This window comes from Aeromonas sp. s11, assembly GCF_040907945.1.
Taxonomy (GTDB): Bacteria; Pseudomonadota; Gammaproteobacteria; order Enterobacterales; family Aeromonadaceae; genus Aeromonas; species Aeromonas veronii.
The window spans coordinates 14319-31444 of record NZ_JBFOCU010000039.1 but is presented as its reverse complement, the minus strand read 5'-3'; the positions used below and the strand labels follow the sequence as shown (position 1 = coordinate 31444).

15 protein-coding genes are annotated in these 17126 nt (G+C 61.2%); 10 read left to right on the top strand and 5 right to left on the bottom strand.

The genetic code is table 11. The features are described from left to right. Positions 1–25 precede the first annotated feature (25 nt). Complete coding sequence (locus AB5Y84_RS11070) at positions 26–1510, bottom strand: murein L,D-transpeptidase (protein WP_368176946.1); 1485 nt, start codon at positions 1508–1510, stop codon at positions 26–28. Positions 1511–1602: 92 nt separating this feature from the next. Continuing rightward, positions 1603–2367 carry a substrate-binding periplasmic protein gene (locus AB5Y84_RS11065; protein ID WP_368176945.1) on the bottom strand — a complete coding sequence of 255 codons (765 nt, stop codon included), beginning with the start codon at positions 2365–2367 and terminating at the stop codon, positions 1603–1605. 316 nt (positions 2368–2683) lie between these two features. On the opposite strand from AB5Y84_RS11065, the gene AB5Y84_RS11060 reads away from it, so the two are divergent. The 5 genes from AB5Y84_RS11060 to AB5Y84_RS11040 all read left to right on the top strand — a co-directional run bounded on the left by AB5Y84_RS11060 (position 2684) and on the right by AB5Y84_RS11040 (position 8179). Further along, positions 2684–3229 carry a hypothetical protein gene (locus AB5Y84_RS11060; protein WP_041202288.1) on the top strand — a complete coding sequence of 182 codons (546 nt, stop codon included), beginning with the start codon at positions 2684–2686 and terminating at the stop codon, positions 3227–3229. Between the two features lie 55 nt (positions 3230–3284). Next, positions 3285–4304 (top strand): glycosyltransferase family 2 protein, encoded by a 1020-nt coding sequence (locus AB5Y84_RS11055; RefSeq protein WP_139410023.1) that lies wholly within the window; start codon positions 3285–3287, stop codon positions 4302–4304. Then, positions 4301–4672 carry a GtrA family protein gene (locus AB5Y84_RS11050; RefSeq protein ID WP_005338463.1) on the top strand — a complete coding sequence of 124 codons (372 nt, stop codon included), beginning with the start codon at positions 4301–4303 and terminating at the stop codon, positions 4670–4672. Before AB5Y84_RS11055 ends, AB5Y84_RS11050 begins: the two co-directional genes overlap by 4 nt. Further along, the gene (locus AB5Y84_RS11045; RefSeq protein ID WP_005338464.1) at positions 4672–5838 is read left to right on the top strand and encodes a hypothetical protein; all 1167 of its coding nucleotides are present in this window, start codon (positions 4672–4674) and stop codon (positions 5836–5838) included. The genes AB5Y84_RS11050 and AB5Y84_RS11045 overlap by 1 nt, the downstream gene beginning before the upstream one ends. 229 nt (positions 5839–6067) lie before the next feature. Next, entirely contained in the window at positions 6068–8179 is a 2112-nt protein-coding gene (locus AB5Y84_RS11040; protein WP_368176944.1) for an alpha-amylase, read from the top strand. A 75-nt stretch (positions 8180–8254) separates the two neighbouring features. On the opposite strand, the gene AB5Y84_RS11035 is transcribed toward AB5Y84_RS11040, so the two are convergent. Next, on the bottom strand, positions 8255–8881 hold the full coding sequence (locus tag AB5Y84_RS11035) for a glutathione S-transferase (RefSeq protein WP_368176943.1): 627 nt from the start codon (positions 8879–8881) through the stop codon (positions 8255–8257). Positions 8882–9051: 170 nt separating this feature from the next. Between AB5Y84_RS11035 and AB5Y84_RS11030 the strand changes: the two genes are divergently transcribed. The 4 genes from AB5Y84_RS11030 (at position 9052) to AB5Y84_RS11015 (ending at position 12625) form a co-directional block, all read left to right on the top strand. Next, entirely contained in the window at positions 9052–9696 is a 645-nt protein-coding gene (locus AB5Y84_RS11030) for a response regulator transcription factor (protein WP_005338467.1), read from the top strand. A 113-nt stretch (positions 9697–9809) separates the two neighbouring features. Next, complete coding sequence (locus AB5Y84_RS11025) at positions 9810–10406, top strand: TetR/AcrR family transcriptional regulator (RefSeq protein ID WP_368176942.1); 597 nt, start codon at positions 9810–9812, stop codon at positions 10404–10406. Positions 10407–10488: 82 nt separating this feature from the next. Then, a complete protein-coding gene (locus tag AB5Y84_RS11020) occupies positions 10489–11367 on the top strand; it encodes an alpha/beta hydrolase (RefSeq protein ID WP_368176941.1) in 879 nt (292 codons plus the stop codon). 112 nt (positions 11368–11479) lie between these two features. After that, a complete protein-coding gene (locus tag AB5Y84_RS11015) occupies positions 11480–12625 on the top strand; it encodes a patatin-like phospholipase family protein (protein ID WP_368176940.1) in 1146 nt (381 codons plus the stop codon). Positions 12626–12653: 28 nt separating this feature from the next. Here AB5Y84_RS11015 and AB5Y84_RS11010 read toward each other — a convergent pair whose 3' ends face one another. Beyond that, positions 12654–14606 (bottom strand): monovalent cation:proton antiporter family protein, encoded by a 1953-nt coding sequence (locus AB5Y84_RS11010; RefSeq protein WP_201910498.1) that lies wholly within the window; start codon positions 14604–14606, stop codon positions 12654–12656. 118 nt (positions 14607–14724) lie between these two features. On the opposite strand from AB5Y84_RS11010, the gene AB5Y84_RS11005 reads away from it, so the two are divergent. Then, entirely contained in the window at positions 14725–15627 is a 903-nt protein-coding gene (locus AB5Y84_RS11005; RefSeq protein WP_201910490.1) for a GGDEF domain-containing protein, read from the top strand. A gap of 83 nt (positions 15628–15710) precedes the next feature. Here AB5Y84_RS11005 and tilS read toward each other — a convergent pair whose 3' ends face one another. Beyond that, positions 15711–17069, bottom strand: coding sequence for a tRNA lysidine(34) synthetase TilS (gene tilS, locus AB5Y84_RS11000; protein WP_368176939.1), 1359 nt, complete (start codon positions 17067–17069; stop codon positions 15711–15713). Positions 17070–17126 lie beyond the last annotated feature (57 nt).

Sequence of the window (17126 nt, the reverse complement as noted above, 5' to 3'; positions counted from 1 at the left end):
CGGGCTTTTCACTCTGTGGCAGGGATCACAGCAGGCGGCTCTGGAAGCTGACCCGATCAAATCCGTAGATGTCGTTACGCAATTGCTGGCGACCATTTTCGTCGATCCAGCTGCTCCAGTAGACGGTAAAGACCGGGATCGGCGTGGTGAGCGGCAACCATTTGGTCTGGCTCTCCTTAAGGATATTGGCCACCTTGTCCGGCTGATAGCGGGAGTCCGCCAGCAACAGTTCGGCCAGATCGTCGGCATGCTCCACCCGGATGCAGCCCGAACTGAAGGCGCGCGCCCCCTGTTCGAACAGCGCCTTGCGCGGAGTGGAGTGCAGATAGATGGCGTCATTGTTGGGCAGGTAGAACTTGTAGCGCCCCAGGGCATTGTGATCCCCCGGCTTTTGCCGCAGGCGATAGGGGAAACCGGCGGCCAGCGCCTGATGCCACCCCTCTTCGGTGAACTGGACCGGATTGCCCTCGCTGTCGATCACCTCGAACTGCTCGCGACTCAGATAGGCGGGATCGCGACCCAGCTTGGGCAGGATGTCCTTGCTCAGGATGGAGCGCGGCACATGCCAGGAGGGATTGAGCACGATGGAGCGAATTTCGCTGGCCAGAATGGGAGTGGCGCGCTGCTCCTTGCCGACGATGACCCGGCTGGTGAATACCTCGTTGCCGGACTCCACCACGCTCAGGCGGTAGTCGGGAATATTGACCAACACGTAGCGGCCACCGGCGAGTTGATCCACCAGATCGCGACGCCACAGGTTACGCAACAACAGACTGGCGCGCACTTGCGGGCCGGTATTGAGCCAGGAGCGGGTCTGACGACCGATAATGCCGTCCGCGGTGAGACCGTGACGACGCTGGAACTGCTTGATGGCCTGCTCGGTATCACCATCGTAAATCTGATCACCATGGCTCGGGGCGCTGTCGCCCAGCTCGTTGAGCATGGCGCGGATTTGGCCGAGCTCGGCGGAGCTCTCTCCGGCACGCAGGGTCGGCATATCGAGGGTCGGCCACTTGCTGGCCATCGGCATCGCCAGCAGTTTGTGCACTTTGGCCCGCACCGCCTCGTATTCCGCCACCTGAGGGCGCAGGGATTTCACCTGGGTGAGCAGGCCATCATCGCTGGGTTGGGTCACTACAGGGCGGTTCAAATCGAGTTTGAGGGTCTTCATCTGCTCGCGAGAGACCAGATCCATCCCCCGCCAGGCGTGCTGGAAACGACTCAGCTTGGCAAAAATGTCGTCATAGATGGCACCACGCTTGTCTGCAGGGGTGGCCTGCAGACGCTTCCACAGCGTGAAAAAATCGGGATGCAGCTGGGCAAGCACAGCCTCTTGCAACTGCTGCTCCAGCTCGACACGGGCCTGTTCGGCCTGACTGCCCTGATACCAGTCGTGTCCGGTTTCACTGGCCGCCACCACAACTTGTGCTTCGGTCGCATGTACCGCGCCAGCGGGCAAACATCCCAGCCACACCAGATTGGCAAGGGCCAGCCAATACTTCATCCCCATGGGTACCTCAAAACGGTTTGTTCACTCTGTCAGGCCTGACAAGCAGACCCGATGCTCAGGCCGCTCATGATGCGTGAACGGCCAATACTTTGCTAGCGCCCGGGGGCATAACGCTGCCAGATAATGTCATACGCATCTGTCTCCTTGAACCGCGCCAACGCCTGATTGAATTGTTGCAAGAACTGCGGCGAAAAGCTGCGCTTGCCCAACATAAAGAAGCTCGGCGATTCAGATACCACCATGGTGTGACTGGTGAACAGACCGCTCATCCCCTCCTTGTTAAGGGCGCTGGGAGTAGCCAGCATGTCACCGAGGAAACCGTCGATCCGCCCGCGGGCCAGCTTCTCAAAATTTTGCTGGTCGCTCACCGCACTCACCTGTTTGGCATAGCGAGCGAGCAGCGACATCACTTCATCACCATAGAAGTACTCTTTGGTGACACCGAGGGAGTAACCACTGGCCAGCCAGCTCGCCAGATCCTGCTCGGGGTAGTGGCTGCCCTTGCGGATCCACAGCAAGGTGCGACCCGGGTTGTAGGAGTCGGAAAACCAGGCATAACGGGCGCGCTCATCGTTGATATTCGCCTCCATCGCCATGTCTATCTCGCCATACTCCATTTCGAGCAGTACCCGCTTCCAGGGCAGCTCCACATAATGGACCTTGCAGTGCATGGAAGTGAGCACAGCCGTCAGCACCTCGGCAGCATAACCGCGCACCTCTTGCGGTGAGTCGGCTTCATAATAATGGTAGGGGGGCCAGTTATCGTAACCGACCTGAATAGGCTCGGGACACAGGGCCCTGGCCAATGCCATTGGCGCCCATAATCCAAGCAACAGACAGCAAGAGAGCCACTTCATATGTCATCCTTGACGAATAAGTGAGTCATCATAAATCGCCCCCTGCAAAATGGCGATAGAGGCCAGATGACTATCGCATCCGCTAGAAAATGACGCAGCAAAGCACGTCTATTTGCCAAATACCTTGCCGGAGCACCATTGGCAACCGGCGCCCCGCCAGACCTGTTTAACCGGGAAACAGCAACGTTTGGAACAGGGGTAAAAAGGGGTTAATATGTGACCAAATATTTTTTTGTGATCCACTATGCTTTTTTTGCAATTGGATTAGCATATGCGCGACATCGGCCTACCCATTCTGTCAGGCATAGAGAGTGATATGACGTACAAAAAGTTCGGTTTTTTGACTGCCATTCTGGCGTTAAGCGGTTTTTATCTTTACACCCTCTATCTGGCTGCTCACCCCAACGTGAGCCTGGCCTACAAACTCTATTATCTGGAAGGCAAAACCCGCTTCTGGGAACACAACTCCAGCATGACCTATCAGCCTGGTAACGAACTCAATCTGACCAAGCCGAGCCGCTTCCTCTCCAGCGAAGGCTGGGCCAAGAAGCCGAGCGACGAAGGTACCCTGCTCAGCGGTCAGGGCGGCCTCTATTTTGTGCTGCCCAAGCAGGCGGCCAATCCGGATCAGCTGACCGTACAGGCCCGCATCAACAGCCCGGAAGCCGGAGCCCTGTTGAAAGTAGCGCTGGGGCACGACTTCACCACCACGGTGAAACTGGCCAAAGCGGGCATCAACGAAATCCGCCTCAGTCTGCCCGGTGACTCGCTCACGGCAGATCCCAAGCGCCCCAATTTTCTGGCGCTCTCGGCACCTACTCCCATCAATGTGCAGTCGGTACGTTTGACCGTAGCCCAGTGATCCTTGCCCCGAATACCATTTTATAAAAACAACTATCCCAAATAAGGACGTTCTTATGTCGCATCCAGATTTTCGACTCTCTCTGGTCGTTCCCGTTTACAACGAGGAAGAGAGCATCGATGCCTTCATCAACGCGATAGACAACGAACTGGCCCCGCTGAAAGACCAGCTTGAAATTGTATTCGTCAACGATGGCAGCCGTGACCGCACCCGTGAAGTGGTCGAGCAGGCCATCGCCCGTGACCCGCGCGTGACCCTGGTCAACCTGGCACGCAACTTCGGTAAAGAAGCGGCCTTGACCGCCGGTCTGCATCAGGCCAAAGGGGATGCCATCGTGCCGATGGATGTGGATCTGCAAGACCCGCCCGCCCTGATCCTGGAGTTCGTCAAACTGTGGCAGACCGGTGACTATGACACCGTCTACGGCATCCGCGTCGATCGCAGCGCCGATACCCCGATGAAGCGCCTGACTGCCGGTGGCTTCTACCGCTTCTTCAACGCCCTCTCCACCAGCACCAAGCTGCCGGAGAACGCCGGTGACTTCCGCCTGATCGACCGTCGAGTGGTCGAGGCGATCAAGCTGCTGCCGGAGCGCAACCGCTTCATGAAGGGTCTGTTTGCCTGGGCCGGTTTCCGTGCCGTTGGCGTCCCCTACGAGCGCCCGGCCCGTCACGCCGGTGAAACCAAGTTCAACTATTGGAAACTGTGGAACTTCGCACTCGACGGTCTGCTCAGCTTCTCCAGCTGGCCGCTGCGGGTCTGGAGCTATGTGGGTGTCAGCGTCTCGCTGGTTGCCTTCCTCTATATCCTGAAAATCATCACCCAGGTGATCTTCTTCGGCATCGACGTACCCGGTTACGCCTCACTGATGTCCGTAGTGCTGTTCCTCGGCGGTATCCAGCTGTTGTCGCTCGGCATCATCGGCGAGTACATCGGCCGCATGTTTGTGGAAGTGAAACAGCGCCCGGTCTACCTCATTGAAGGGGTCTATGGCCAGTATGCCAAGCAGGATGCGGGCAAACCGCAGAGCGCTGACAGCAACCCGCAAGAGCAGCAGGAGCAGGCGCCTCAATGATCTCCCGCGAGGAATTCTGGCGGCTGGTACGTTTCGGTTTTGTCGGCGGGGGGGCTACCCTCGTCGACCTTGGCACCTCCATCGCACTGTTTCATACCTGGCCCACCATCTCGGAGCACCTGGTTACCACGCTGGCTTTTGCCATCGCGTTCTGGTTCTCCTTCTTTGGTCACCGCTACATCACCTTCCAGAAGCAGGGAGCCGCCAGCAAGTTTCTGCTGGTTGCCCTCTTCTCGCTGGCGGTGCGTAACCTGATCCTGAGCGGCCTGCTGTTTGCGGGGCTCTCCGGTCTGCTGCCGGTGGTCATCGCCACCCTGACCGTTACCGTCCTCACTTACGTTCTCTCTCGCGTCTGGGTTTTTGCCTGATGAATGATATGACCAATACTGCCCCGCTAACCGGGGCTGCACTCCCCTATCGCCCGTCACTGCGCATCAGCGGCCGTGACTGGCTGATGATCATCGCCGCCTTCATGCTGAGCCGGGTGGCCCTGTATGGCATGGGTTACTTCGGTGTCCAGCTCTATGGCTCCCCCGACATCGGCCCGCTGCAGGCCTATTGTCAGTTCGACTGCGTCTGGTTCCAGCGCATCATCGAGAACGGCTACGATCTCTACCCGCGCTGGCTGAGCAAGGGCAATGCGGCCAACTGGGCCTTTATGCCGCTCTATCCGATGGTCTCCGGTGCCATCTCCAACCTGTTCAATGTCGAGAGCCTGATCGGCCTCATCATTGTTACCAATATCTCCTTCTTCGCCAGCCTGCCGCTGATGCTGCTGGTGTTGCGTCAGCTCAAGCTGGGGGACGATACCGCCCGCTTCGGCGTCTGGCTGCTCGCCTTCTCCCCCTTCTCCGCCTACTTCGTCTCCGGTTATACCGAGTCGACCTTTATGGCGCTGATGCTGGGGATGTTCCTGTTCGCCTATCGGGAGCAGTGGCTGATGGTGGCCGTGCTGGGGGTCTGTATCTCCGCCACCCGCAACCTGGGGGTGATGATGGTCTTCCCGGTGCTGATCTTGGCGCTGCAAGCTTACGGCTGGCGGGAATTTTTCCGCTTTACCGAGCGCGCCTTCAAGGTGGTGTTCACCCTCTGGATGATCCCGTTTGGCCTGTTCGCCTACATGGTCTACCTCTATCATCTGACCGGCGATGCCTTTGCCTTCAAGCACATTCAGGTGGCCTGGGGTCGCTACATGGACAGCCCGCTGGACTGGTGGCTGAGCGGTTTCGAGCTGGGCGGCCGCAAGGCTTACCTCTCCATCATGGTGATCTTCGGCTGGTGCCTGAACGGTTACCTGTTCAGCCAGAAGCGCTGGGCGGAAGCGACCCTGATGTTCATCTGCTGCACCATCCCGCTGATGACCGGCCTCAACGCCATGCCACGCTACATGTTCGGGCTCTACCCGACCCTGCTGGCCATCATTCTGCTGACCCATCGCTGGCCAGCCATCCGCCCTGCTGTGCTCTGCATCAGCGGCATGGTTGCCTCCTTCATCGCGGTGGCCTTCGTCAACTTCAAGTTCTTCACCGTCTGATGTGACGACGATGCCTGACACACCAAATGCCGGTCACCTGACCGGCATTTTTTATGGCCGCTATTTTTATCGACAGCGTACCCCCACCGCCTCCCCATCACACTTTCTTCGGCTTGAAAACGTAACCATTTGAACTGATGTCACAAATCGGCGTTTTGCCGATCCAAGGCGCGCTTTGCTGCTCCTAGAATGGGCCCTTGTCCGAACTGCCCTGCTCAAGGAATGGCTTATGCGTCGTGCTCATTACTTATCCCCTCTCTGGCTCGCCCTGCTGGCCGCCCCTCTGTTCACGCAACAGGCGCTGGCCGCTCCCGAGGTTCGCCTCTATGTGGATGGTCAACCGGTCGCGACCCCGATCGCGCTGGACAAGGGCACGGTGGAGCTGATCCATCCCCTTGCCAAGGGGAGCCACCAGATCCGCATCAGCGACGCAGACAACAGTTGCGGTACCAGCTTTGGCCCGAGCGAGAGCAAGCCGCTCCCCTTCGGCACCGCCCAGCCCATGGACAAATGCAGCAAGGACCAGAGCTTTACCCTGCGGGTGATGCTGGCCGGGGAGTATCAGTTCACCTTCAACCCGGATACCCCCAGCCTCAAGGTGCTGCGGGCGACCAAGAAGAGCGAGTTCAAGCGCCAGCCACCACAAGAGCCCTGCATCAGCTGGGATGGCGGCCCGGTCACGGTATCCCTGAAAGGGGTCTGGCCAGACGGTACCCGACTGCGGGATGCCTACTCGAAACAGGAGGTGGTGGTCAAACAGGGCAAGCTGACCCTGACCCCGAGCAAAGAGAGCGGCGGCCTGCTGCTGCTCGAACCGGTCAAGGCAGCCAAGCCAGCACCGTTCAGCTGGGATCAGGCGAGCGTCTATTTCCTGCTGACCGATCGCTTCCACAACGGCGACCCCGCCAACGACCACAGCTTCGGTCGCCAGAAGGATGGTCAGGATGAGGTAGCCACCTGGCATGGCGGTGACTTCAAGGGGCTGACCGAGAAGCTCGACTACATCAAGAGCCTCGGCATGAACGCCATCTGGATCACCCCCATGGTGGAGCAGGTTCACGGCTTCATTGGTGGCGGCGAGCAGGGCAATTTCCCCTTCTACGCCTACCACGGCTACTGGGCGCTCGACTTCACCAAGATTGATCCCAACTACGGCGATGAAGAGAGTCTGAAAACCCTGGTGGATGAGGCCCACAAGCGCGGCATGCGGATCATCCTCGACGTGGTGATGAACCACGCCGGTTATGCCACCCTCGCCGATCTGCAAGATCTGGGGCTCACCAAACTGACCCAGAACAGCGGCAAACTGCCGACCGTTTGGAACCAGTGGCGCCCGAGCGGCGGCCTTAACTGGCATGGCTACAACCAGTTCATCGACTATCAATCACCCGCGTGGAACAAGTGGTGGAGTGGAGACTGGGTGCGCGCCGGTCTGCCAGGCTACCCGCAGCCCGGCACCGACGACGTCACCGGCTCGGTGGCGGGGCTGCCTGACTTCCTGACCGAATCGACCAAGCCGGTAGGGCTGCCGCCGTTGCTGGCGGCGAAAAAAGATACCCTCGCCAAGGCGCTGCCCGACGCTACCGTGAGCGACTATCTCATCGCCTGGCACACCGACTGGGTGCGCCGCTTTGGCATCGACGGCTTCCGCGCCGACACCGTCAAGCATCTGGAGCCCGAAGTGTGGGCCAAGCTCAAGCAGGCGGGCACCGCTGCGCTCAAGGAGTGGAAGACCAACAACCCGGGCAAGGCTCTCGACGATCTGCCCTTCTACATGGTGGGAGAGGTGTGGGATCACGGGGTGGCCAAGGATTTCTGGTATCAGAACGGTTTCGATTCCCTGATCAACTTCGACTATCAGCGCGAGTTCGCACTGTCACAGGCCCAGTGCATGGCCAGCGCCGAGCCCACCTATGCCAGCTACGCCAGCCGCATCAATCAGGATCCCGAATTCAACGTGTTGAGCTACATCAGCTCCCACGACACCAAGCTGTTCTTTGGCGACTATCAGGATGTGCCGCTACAGCGCCGGGTCGCCAACAGCTTTATGCTGCTGCCGGGCGGCATCCAGCTCTACTACGGCGACGAGTCCGGCCGCGGGCTGGCCAAGGATGGCGGGGTGTTCGATCAGGCGCTGCGCTCGGACATGAACTGGCAGGAGCTGGCCCGCGGAGACAAGGCTGAGCTGGTCAAGCACTGGCAGCAACTGGGCCAGTTCCGCGCAGCCCATCCGGCCATTGCGGCAGGCAGCCACCAGAAACTCTCGGATGCCCCCTACGCCTTTGTGCGGGAGAAGGGGGATGACAAGGTGGTGGTGGTCTTTGCCGGCCGGCAGAAGTAACCCTTGAGCCACATTGACCTGCAGCAGAGAGGGGAGCCACTGGCTCCCCTCTCTCGTTTATCTATCTGCCACGGTTCACTGTGACTGGCGCGCTGCCACCGGCCACTGCAACCGCGCCTTGAGCAGGGTCTCCTGCCACAGAGGCCAAGAGAGCAGCGCCTGCTGATAGGCTCCGGCCTGGCCGGGCAACAGGATACCGTAGCTGGCCAGCCGATAGGCCATCACCGCATAGAAGGCATCGACAATGCCCGCCTCGCCAAAGTAGAAGGGGCCCCGCGCCTGCGACCAGATCTCCTGCAAACGGGCCAGCTCACCGACCGCCTCCACCGGGGGATCGATACGGGTTGGCGCCCCAAGAAAGAAGGGGAGCAGAGAACGGATCTGCCGAAATCCCGCGTGCAACTCGGCGCAGAGGCTGCGAGCCAGTGCCCGCTCGGCCAGCGAAAGCGGATAGAGCTGGCGCTCGGGACAGAGCTCGTGAACATATTCGGCGATGGCCAGCGAGTCGTGAACCCGCACGCCATCGTGTTCGAGCCAGGGCACCAGACCGGCCGGTGCCAGCCGCTTGAGCCGCGCCAGCGACTTGGCATCCTCCAGATCGAACACCTGCTCCTGCCACGTCAGCCCGCTCATGGCGAGCACCAGTGCCGCCCGCATCGCCCAGGTGGAGCCGGTGCCCACCGCCAATACCAAGGATCCCATCTGCTGCCTCCTGCATGAGTTGCCTGCGACCGGCCGATCTGCCCTGATGGCAAAACATCCGATGGTCGCTTCACATTTGCGCACCCGCGGGTTTGACCCTCTTGGTGAGCGATGCTAGTTTGATTTTTCAAAACAATCAGTTAGCAACAATGTGAGCCATTAACCGAAATATGGACAGCCAATTTACCATCGTCATCGCAGATGACCACCCCCTGTTTCGGGGCGCCCTATACCAAGCGGTGCACATGGCCATCAACGACGCTCAATTGCTGGAAGCGGACTCCATCGACAGCCTGACCAGCCTGCTCGGCGAGCACCCCGAAGTTGACCTGTTGCTGCTCGATCTCAAGATGCCGGGGGCCAACGGCTTCGAGGGGCTGGCCCACCTGCGCGGCCAGTATCCCGACCTGCCCATCGTGGTGGTCTCAGCCTCGGAAGATGCGGCCATCATCCAGCAGGTGTTGCGACTCGGAGCGCTCGGCTTTATTCCCAAATCGGTACCGATGAAGGAGCTGGTCAATGCCCTCAATACGGTGATCGGGGGGGATAACTGGGTGCCGGAAGGCATCTCGCTCCATCCTGAATCGGAAGACGGCCCCGATTTCGCCAGCAAGCTGGCCAGCCTCACCCCCCAGCAATACAAGGTGCTGATCATGCTGCGCGATGGCAGCCTCAACAAACAGATCGCCTGGGAGCTCAACGTCTCCGAAGCCACCATCAAGGCCCATATCACCGCCATCTTCAGAAAACTGGGCGTCAAGAACCGCACTCAGGCAGTCATCGCCCTGCAACAGCTCGATATCAAGGAGAGCTGAACCCCGCGCGCAATGACACGCGCGAGACGACATAGCCAGCCATGCTGGCTATTTGTTGCTCGACAATTAGCACGATCGTACTTTATGCTGCCAGCGTCAACGAGGAGAGAGTGATGAGCAAGGGGCGCCTGACCCGGGAAACCATTTTGCAGACTGCCTTTGAGCAGGCGAGCCAGCAAGGGCTGGAGAGCCTGACCATCGGCTCGCTGGCCAGCGCCTGCGAAATGTCGAAAAGCGGCCTGTTTGCCCACTTTCAATCCCGCGACAATCTGCAGATCGCCGTGCTGGAGTACGCCGCCGAGGTGTTCCGGCTGCGGGTGATCCAGCCGGTACGCCAGCAGGAGCACCAGAGCCAGCACGACAAGCTGATCGCCCTGCTGCGGGCCTGGCAGGCGTGGAACCACTGCTTCGCCGGACGCTGCATGTTCCTCGATGCCTGGACCTCGGTGCAGGATGGCCATGAGCAAAAGAGCCTGGTGCAGCAAGCCGCCCGGCAACTGGTGCGCTTCTGGCTCGACTATCTGGCCCGTCAGGTGGTGCAAGGTCAGGCCGCAGGCGAGTGGCGACAGGAGATGGATCCCTGGCGCGCCGTTTACCGCCTCTATGGCCTCTATCTGGCGGATCAGGTGTTCAACGATCTCGAACTGTGTCAGGATCCGGCCCGCCACTTCTGGCCCGAGGTGGACGCTCTGCTGAGCAGCTGGCGCTGATGTTTTGGCATCCGTTCAGCACGACTTTTTAAAAACCGATAAAAAAGCACGACCGTTCGCACATAAAAACCACAGGATGACCATGAGCAGCAAGATCTACTTCAACACCCGCCGCTTCAGCCCGAGCAAATGGCTGCTGGGAATCGGCACCCGGTTGCACCACAGACTCGCCCCCACCCATGCCAAGCGCACCGCCAGCAAGTTGCTGCTCACCCCCCAGCGCAACCAGCGGGATGACCACGAACCTGCCGGTCTGGTGAAGCAGGCCGTCCATACCAGCGAAGGGTTATTGATGAGCTATCGGCTCGGTCAGGGGCCGCTGTGGCTGCTGATGCACGGCTGGTCCGGCAGCGCCAGCCAGTTCTATCCGTTGATGAGCCATATCGCCGCGCAGGGTTTCACCGCCATTGCCTACGATCATCCGGCCCACGGCCAGAGTGCAGGCAACACTGGCCACCTGCCCCGTTTCGTGCGCGCCTTCGACGAGCTGGCGACCAAGTTGGCCAGCGAAGCAGGCCCGCTGCACGGCGTCATCGCCCATAGCATGGGAGGCGCCGTCACTCTCTCCAGCCGTCAGCCGGGTATCGATACCCTGCCGCTGCTGTTGATTTCACCGGTGCTCGACTATGTGCCCCAGCTCTACGGCATGGTGGCGCGCTCCGGCTACTCCATCCGGTTGTTTGATGCGGTGGTCAAGGAGATTGAGCAGAAGTACCAGCACCCCTTGAGCACGGTCGATCCGCTGGGTCGCCTCGCCAGTCGCAGCGGCGCGGCGATGATCGTGCACGACGAGGAGGACAGATTTGCCCCGCACGGCGATTCCTTGCGGGCCAGTCAGGATGGTCATACCCGGCTGGTGAGCACCCGGGGTCTGGGCCACGGTCGCATCCTCGCCAGCGCTCCGGTATTCGCCGCCTTTGATCAGCTGGCACGGCCGGAAAATCCCCAGCGGGCCCTTTGAAAAGCGGCCATGAAAAAAACGGGCGAGCGCCCGTTTTTATATTTGATACAGCGCCTTATAGTTAACTTGTCAGTGGGAACATTCTTGTCAGAACACGATAAGGCGCCAGCATATGGCCAGACCCAATACAGCGTTGTTGCTCACCGGTGGCGGTGCTCGCGCCGCCTATCAGGTCGGCGCCCTCAAGGCGATTGCGGAGCTCTACCCGCGCAATCTCGGCATCCCTTTTCCCATCCTGTGTGGCACCTCGGCGGGGGCTATCAATGTCACCGCACTGGCCTGCTACGCCTCCTGCTTCCATCTGGGGGTGCGCAAGCTGGAGTGGGTCTGGCGCCGCTTCGAGACTCACCACATCTTCGATTTTCACCCGGGGCGCCTGCTGTGGCGGTTGTTGTACGAGGGGTCGGCGGGGCTGATCAATCCCCACACCAACCACGCCTTTCACCTCTTTGACAACGCGCCGCTGCACCGCCTGCTGGATCAACTCATCGACTATCACCGCATCGATGACAACATCCTCTACGGCAGTCTGGAGGCGCTGGCCATCACGGCATCGGATTACGACGACGGTCTCTCCACCACCTTCTTTCAAGGGCGGGCCGACCACCATCCGTGGGAGCGGGCCAGACGTCGCGGGGTGCGCACCGTGCTTACATCGGAGCACCTGCTCGCCTCCTCGGCTCTCCCCTTCGTCTTTCCAGCCACCCTGATCGGCGAGAAGTTCTACGGCGACGGATCCATCCACCAGCTGAGCCCGCTCAGCCCCGCCATCCATCTGGGTGCGGAGCGGATCCTGCTGATCACCCTGGATCCGCCGGCACACTCGGCGCCGACCCATCACCACGGCCATCTCACCAGCTCCAATATCGCCAGCCATCTGCTCGATACCGTCTTTACCGACACTCTCAACTCCGATCTGGAGCGGCTGTGGCGCATCAACCAGACTCTGGATCTGATCCCGGAGCGGGAGCGCAATCGCCTCAAGCTGAAACGGGTGGAAACCTGCGTGCTGAAACCGAGTCAGGATCTCGACACCATCGCACTGGCCTACCTGCGCAAACTGCCGCTAAAGTTGCGCCGCCTGTTGCGGGTGCTGGGCGTGAAGGGGGATGAGACCAGCAGTCTGGCCAGCTTTTTGATGTTCTATCCGGGTTATTGTCAGCAGCTGATCAAGTTGGGCTATCAGGACACCCTGAGGGAGCGGGAGCGGGTCGTCGCCTTCCTCGATATCGAAGGGCTACCAAAAGAGCGGGAATAAAGGGCGCGGCCGATGAGTCCGAGGGAACTCAGCGCCCCTCCAGCAAACGCTGCTCAGCCTGTTCCATCGCCACCACGGTACCAAACAGGATCAGCCGATCCCCAGCCGCCAGCACCAGCTCGGGTCTGGGTTCCAGACTTTGATCGCCACGCTGCACCTCCTTGATCCGCACCTCATCAAGCGGCAACTCGCGCACTTCACGACCTACCGCCCACGCCTGATCGTGCAGCAACAGGGGATGGAGGCGTTCAAGCAGCTGATCCGCCTCCAGATTGCTGGCGCTCTGATCCCCCCAGTAGAAGCCGTGCAGAAAGCGATACTGGCTGCTGCGCTCCAGCTCCATCCGGCGGATCACCCGACCGATGGGGATATCGCAGTTGAGCAGCAGGTGAGAGACCAGCATCAGGGCCCCCTCCTGGGATTCGGGGATCACCTCGAAGGCCCCCGCCTGCTTGTACTGCTCCAGAAAGCTGTCATCCCGGGTACGCACCAGCACCTTGAGATCCCCCGCCAGTTCGCGGATCAGTGCCAGCATCGCCTCCACCCGCTTGCGATCATCGAAGGTGATGATCACCAGCCGCGCCCGCAACAACCCGGCGGCCAGCAGAATATCGCGGCGGCTGGCGTCGCCGAAGGCCACCTGCTCCCCCGCCAGCTTGGCCTCGCTCACCCGCTCGGGGTCGAGGTCTAGGGCCAGAAAGGGGATCTCCTCGAGCTTGAGAAAGCGGGCACAGGTCTGCCCCGCCCGGCCAAAGCCGGCGATGATGACGTGCTGGTTTTTGCTCAGGCCCGACTGGGCGACTTCGAAGCGGGTCAGCAGCGCCGGATCGGTCAGGCTGCGGGCCAGCGAATGGGCCTGGGTCACCAGCCAGGGGGTCATGGCGATGGAGATGATGCCGATGCCGATCAGCAGGGAGACCAGTTGCTGATCCAGCAAGCCGTGGTGCAGTGCCAGCGCCAGCAACACGAAGCCGAACTCCCCCACCTGACTGAGCATGATGCCGGCGGCCATGCTGTCGCGCTTTCGCTCCCCCATCAGCCGCCCGGCCAGCAGCACCAGCAGGGATTTGCACAGCACCAGCAGCACCACGCAGATCAGTACCTGCCACCATGCCCGCGCCACCAGCTCCCACTCCATGGCCATGCCGATGGTGATAAAGAAGAGCCCCATCAGCACGTCGCGAAAGGGCTTGATGTCCACCTCCAGCTGATGACGGTAGTGGGACTCCCCCAGCATCATCCCCGCCAGAAACGCCCCCAGCGCCATCGACAGCCCGAGTGAATGGGTCATGTAGGCAGCCAGCAGCGCCACCAGCAGGGCACTCAGCACGAACAACTCGTCGGAGCGGGCTCGCGCCACCTCGTGAAACAGCAGCGGCAGCAACCACTTGCCCACCGCCAGCAGAGTGAAGAGAGCAAACAGCCCCTTGAGGGTGGCCCAGGCGATCTCGGCGGCAAGGGCGCTCCCCTGCACTTCCGGCTGGGCGAGGATCGGGATCATCACCAGCAGGGGCACCACCGCCAGATCCTGAAACAGCAGCACGCTCACCCCCAGCTGGGCGCGGCGGGTATGGAGCTGCTTCTGCTCGCCGAGCTGCTTGATCACCACCGCCGTCGAGGAGAGTGCCAACGTTCCCGCCACCACCAGCGACTGGGCCAGACCCAGCCCCCACCACCAGCCGATGGCGAAGAAGAGCAGTGACGTGAGCAGCACCTGCAACATCCCGACCCCCAGCACCAACCGGCGCATCGCCAGTAGTTTCGGCAGGGAGAACTCCAACCCCAGCGAGAACATCAGAAAGACGATCCCCAGCTCGGCAATGGTCTGCATGATCGACTGGCCGGTGATCACCGCCAGCCCGTGGGGGCCAAGCAAGACGCCGGCAATCAGGTAGGCAAGGATCACCGGCAAGCCGAGGCGCCGGAAAGTTGCCACCAGCAGGACGGCGGCGAACAGCAGGATCAACAGATCGGTGTACAAATTTTCCTCTCCTTTTATCGACTTAAGCTTAGTCAGCCGATCTGGCGGGCAGGAAAGATATATTGGGCATGCCAATTGCAGGGAGGAGACAGTAGTCAGGTGTTACAGGTGGAAGACCATGGAAAATACGTCGTCACTTAATGGCTTTAGCCATGGCATCGAGCAGTGGGTTCGCCAGATGGAGCGGCTCACGCCCTTGCCCAGCGTTGAGCGCAACCAGTTGCTTGAGCAGTTGTTGGGGCAGAGCGATCTCGGCGGTTTGCTGACAACTTTTGCCGATCGTGCGGCAAGAATTGTCAGGATCCATGGCCTCTATCTCGATAGCGCCGAGCATCACGTGCTGATCCAGCACCCGCCGCAGGCCACCCTCAACCTGCACAACTATCCGTTCGAGCTGCGCGGTCAGCATGGCCAGCTGCTCGGCCAGCTTCACTACGAGCTGGAACATCCGCTGAGCGGCAGCCAGCAACGGGTACTGATGCAATACCATCAGCTGCTCTGCCTGCTGCTGCCCCTCTATCTGCGGCTGGAAAAACTGGATCAGCTGGTCCGGCTCGATCACCTGACCGGCCTTGGCAACCGCTCCTACTTTGACGAGGCCATCGGCCGCGCCATCGAGCAGCACAGCCGCGAGCCACATGGTCTGGTGCTGGTGCTGCTGGATCTCGATCGCTTCAAGCAGATCAATGATACCTGGGGTCATCCGGTGGGGGATCTGGTGCTGAGCCGCTTCGCCCAGCTGCTCAAGGGGTGTATCCGCAGCACGGATCAAGCCTTCCGGCTCGGGGGAGATGAATTTGCCCTGCTGCTGCAACCGGCCGAACCCGAGGCGTGGCGCCCGGTCTGGCTGCGACTGCAGCATATGTTGATGACCAACAAGGAGCTCAGCACCTTCTCGGTCGGATGCAGCCTTGGCGCCGCCAGCTGGCAATCCGGGATCGATGTGCCGAGCCTCTACGAGGCGGCCGACAGTCACCTCTACGCCCGCAAAAAAGCCGGCAAGGCCAGCCCTAACGAATAATCCCGAACTCTTCTTTGCTCCGGCACATGCGCGCCATGTGACCGGAGCTTCTTTTTTTGGGGTCCCCGCTCACACCGATCACCTCAGGCAAGATCCTGCTCGGGCAAAACCGGAGCTGCACCGCCCCCCTGCCAGTGGCAAACCAGCCCGGCCCCCTGCGCCATAAAACCGTCGCAGACAAAGAGCCCCACTACCGCCGCCGCCTGCTCGCCATAGTAGAGGATGGGGATGCGCCCCCGCTGCCACGAAGGCACGCCATACTCCTGCAGCAGCTTCTTCATCCGCCGACTACCGCCCCGCCCCACCGGTTTGAGGGGGATCCCGGGCGCCACCTGAAAGCGCACCGAGAGGGGCTCGTCCGCTCGGGGGGAACGCAACAGCCCATCGCCGCACTCCGCCATGCGTACCACCAGCTCACCCAGCCCGTCCGGCAGGGTCAGCGGCTCGCCCACGGTGAGCGGCAATACCTGATGACAGGGTTGCAGGTCAGTGCTCACCAGATAGAGCCGCTCCTGAAAACGGCGGCAGCTCTGGCGCCCCCAGTTGAGCCGGGGATTGGCATCGCCGCGCGCCAGCGCTACCTCCTGCCAGAGCCGGGCAAGCTGCTCACGGGATGGCATCTCGCCCCCCTGACGGCGGATCCAGTAGCGCAGCAGGTTGTTGCGCCGGGTGGGTGAAAGGGCGTGCAGCGGGCCGATATGGAGCGCCTCCCCCTCGCCCGCCAGCTGCCAGTCGCTCTCGGCCAGCTCATCCAGCAGCGCCTCCTGCTCGGCGCACAGGGCCATGCTGCGCGCCGCGGTCTGGGCCATGGCTGGCCAGCGCGCCTTGAGCTGGGGGATAAGTGTCTGGCGCAAAAAGTTGCGGTCATAACTCACGTCCAGATTGCTCTCATCCTCCACCCAGCCAAAGGGGAGGCTCGCCGCCGCCTCGGCCAGCTCGGCGCGACTCATATCGAGCAGCGGCCGCAGCAACAGGCCGCCAGCAAAGGGCTGGCTTGGCAGGATCCCCGCCAGGCCACGCAGGCCGGCGCCGCGCTTGAGGGCCAGCAGCAGGGTCTCCAGCTGATCATCCTGATGGTGGGCGGTGAGCAGCCACTCCCCCTCCCGCATCCGGGCGGTCAGCCGCTGGTAACGGGCGGTGCGGGCCTGCGCCTCCAGACTCTCGCCATTGCCACGGGCCAGAGTCACCCGCTCGACCAGCAGCTCCACCGCCAATTGCTGACACACGGCTTCACAATGAGCGACCCACTCATCGGCATGGGGGCTGAGGCCGTGGTGCACGTGCAGGGCGCGAACTGGCAGGCCATGCTCGCGGGCATACTGGGCCGCCAGCACCAGCAGCAGGGTGGAGTCGAGGCCGCCACTGAAGGCCACCAGCAGACCGGTGGAACCTTCCGGCGCTGGCATAGTCAGACAAAAGCGAGAATAAAGATGAGAAATCATAGGCTTCCCCAAAACGGACCGGCCGATCTTAGCAGAGTCGGGCTTATCAAGCTGCAA

What these genes read in the sequence shown, in the direction of transcription:
- AB5Y84_RS11060 (WP_041202288.1), top strand. Translation starts at nt 2,684, where the DNA reads ATGACGTACAAAAAGTTCGGTTTTTTGACTGCCATTCTGGCGTTAAGC.
- AB5Y84_RS11020 (WP_368176941.1), top strand. Translation starts at nt 10,489, where the DNA reads ATGAGCAGCAAGATCTACTTCAACACCCGCCGCTTCAGCCCGAGCAAA.
- AB5Y84_RS11025 (WP_368176942.1), top strand. Translation starts at nt 9,810, where the DNA reads ATGAGCAAGGGGCGCCTGACCCGGGAAACCATTTTGCAGACTGCCTTT.
- AB5Y84_RS11005 (WP_201910490.1), top strand. Translation starts at nt 14,725, where the DNA reads ATGGAAAATACGTCGTCACTTAATGGCTTTAGCCATGGCATCGAGCAG.
- AB5Y84_RS11050 (WP_005338463.1), top strand. Translation starts at nt 4,301, where the DNA reads ATGATCTCCCGCGAGGAATTCTGGCGGCTGGTACGTTTCGGTTTTGTC.
- AB5Y84_RS11035 (WP_368176943.1), bottom strand. Translation starts at nt 8,881, where the DNA reads ATGGGATCCTTGGTATTGGCGGTGGGCACCGGCTCCACCTGGGCGATG.
- AB5Y84_RS11070 (WP_368176946.1), bottom strand. Translation starts at nt 1,510, where the DNA reads ATGGGGATGAAGTATTGGCTGGCCCTTGCCAATCTGGTGTGGCTGGGA.
- AB5Y84_RS11040 (WP_368176944.1), top strand. Translation starts at nt 6,068, where the DNA reads ATGCGTCGTGCTCATTACTTATCCCCTCTCTGGCTCGCCCTGCTGGCC.
- AB5Y84_RS11030 (WP_005338467.1), top strand. Translation starts at nt 9,052, where the DNA reads ATGGACAGCCAATTTACCATCGTCATCGCAGATGACCACCCCCTGTTT.
- tilS (WP_368176939.1), bottom strand. Translation starts at nt 17,069, where the DNA reads ATGATTTCTCATCTTTATTCTCGCTTTTGTCTGACTATGCCAGCGCCG.
- AB5Y84_RS11045 (WP_005338464.1), top strand. Translation starts at nt 4,672, where the DNA reads ATGAATGATATGACCAATACTGCCCCGCTAACCGGGGCTGCACTCCCC.
- AB5Y84_RS11055 (WP_139410023.1), top strand. Translation starts at nt 3,285, where the DNA reads ATGTCGCATCCAGATTTTCGACTCTCTCTGGTCGTTCCCGTTTACAAC.
- AB5Y84_RS11065 (WP_368176945.1), bottom strand. Translation starts at nt 2,367, where the DNA reads ATGAAGTGGCTCTCTTGCTGTCTGTTGCTTGGATTATGGGCGCCAATG.
- AB5Y84_RS11015 (WP_368176940.1), top strand. Translation starts at nt 11,480, where the DNA reads ATGGCCAGACCCAATACAGCGTTGTTGCTCACCGGTGGCGGTGCTCGC.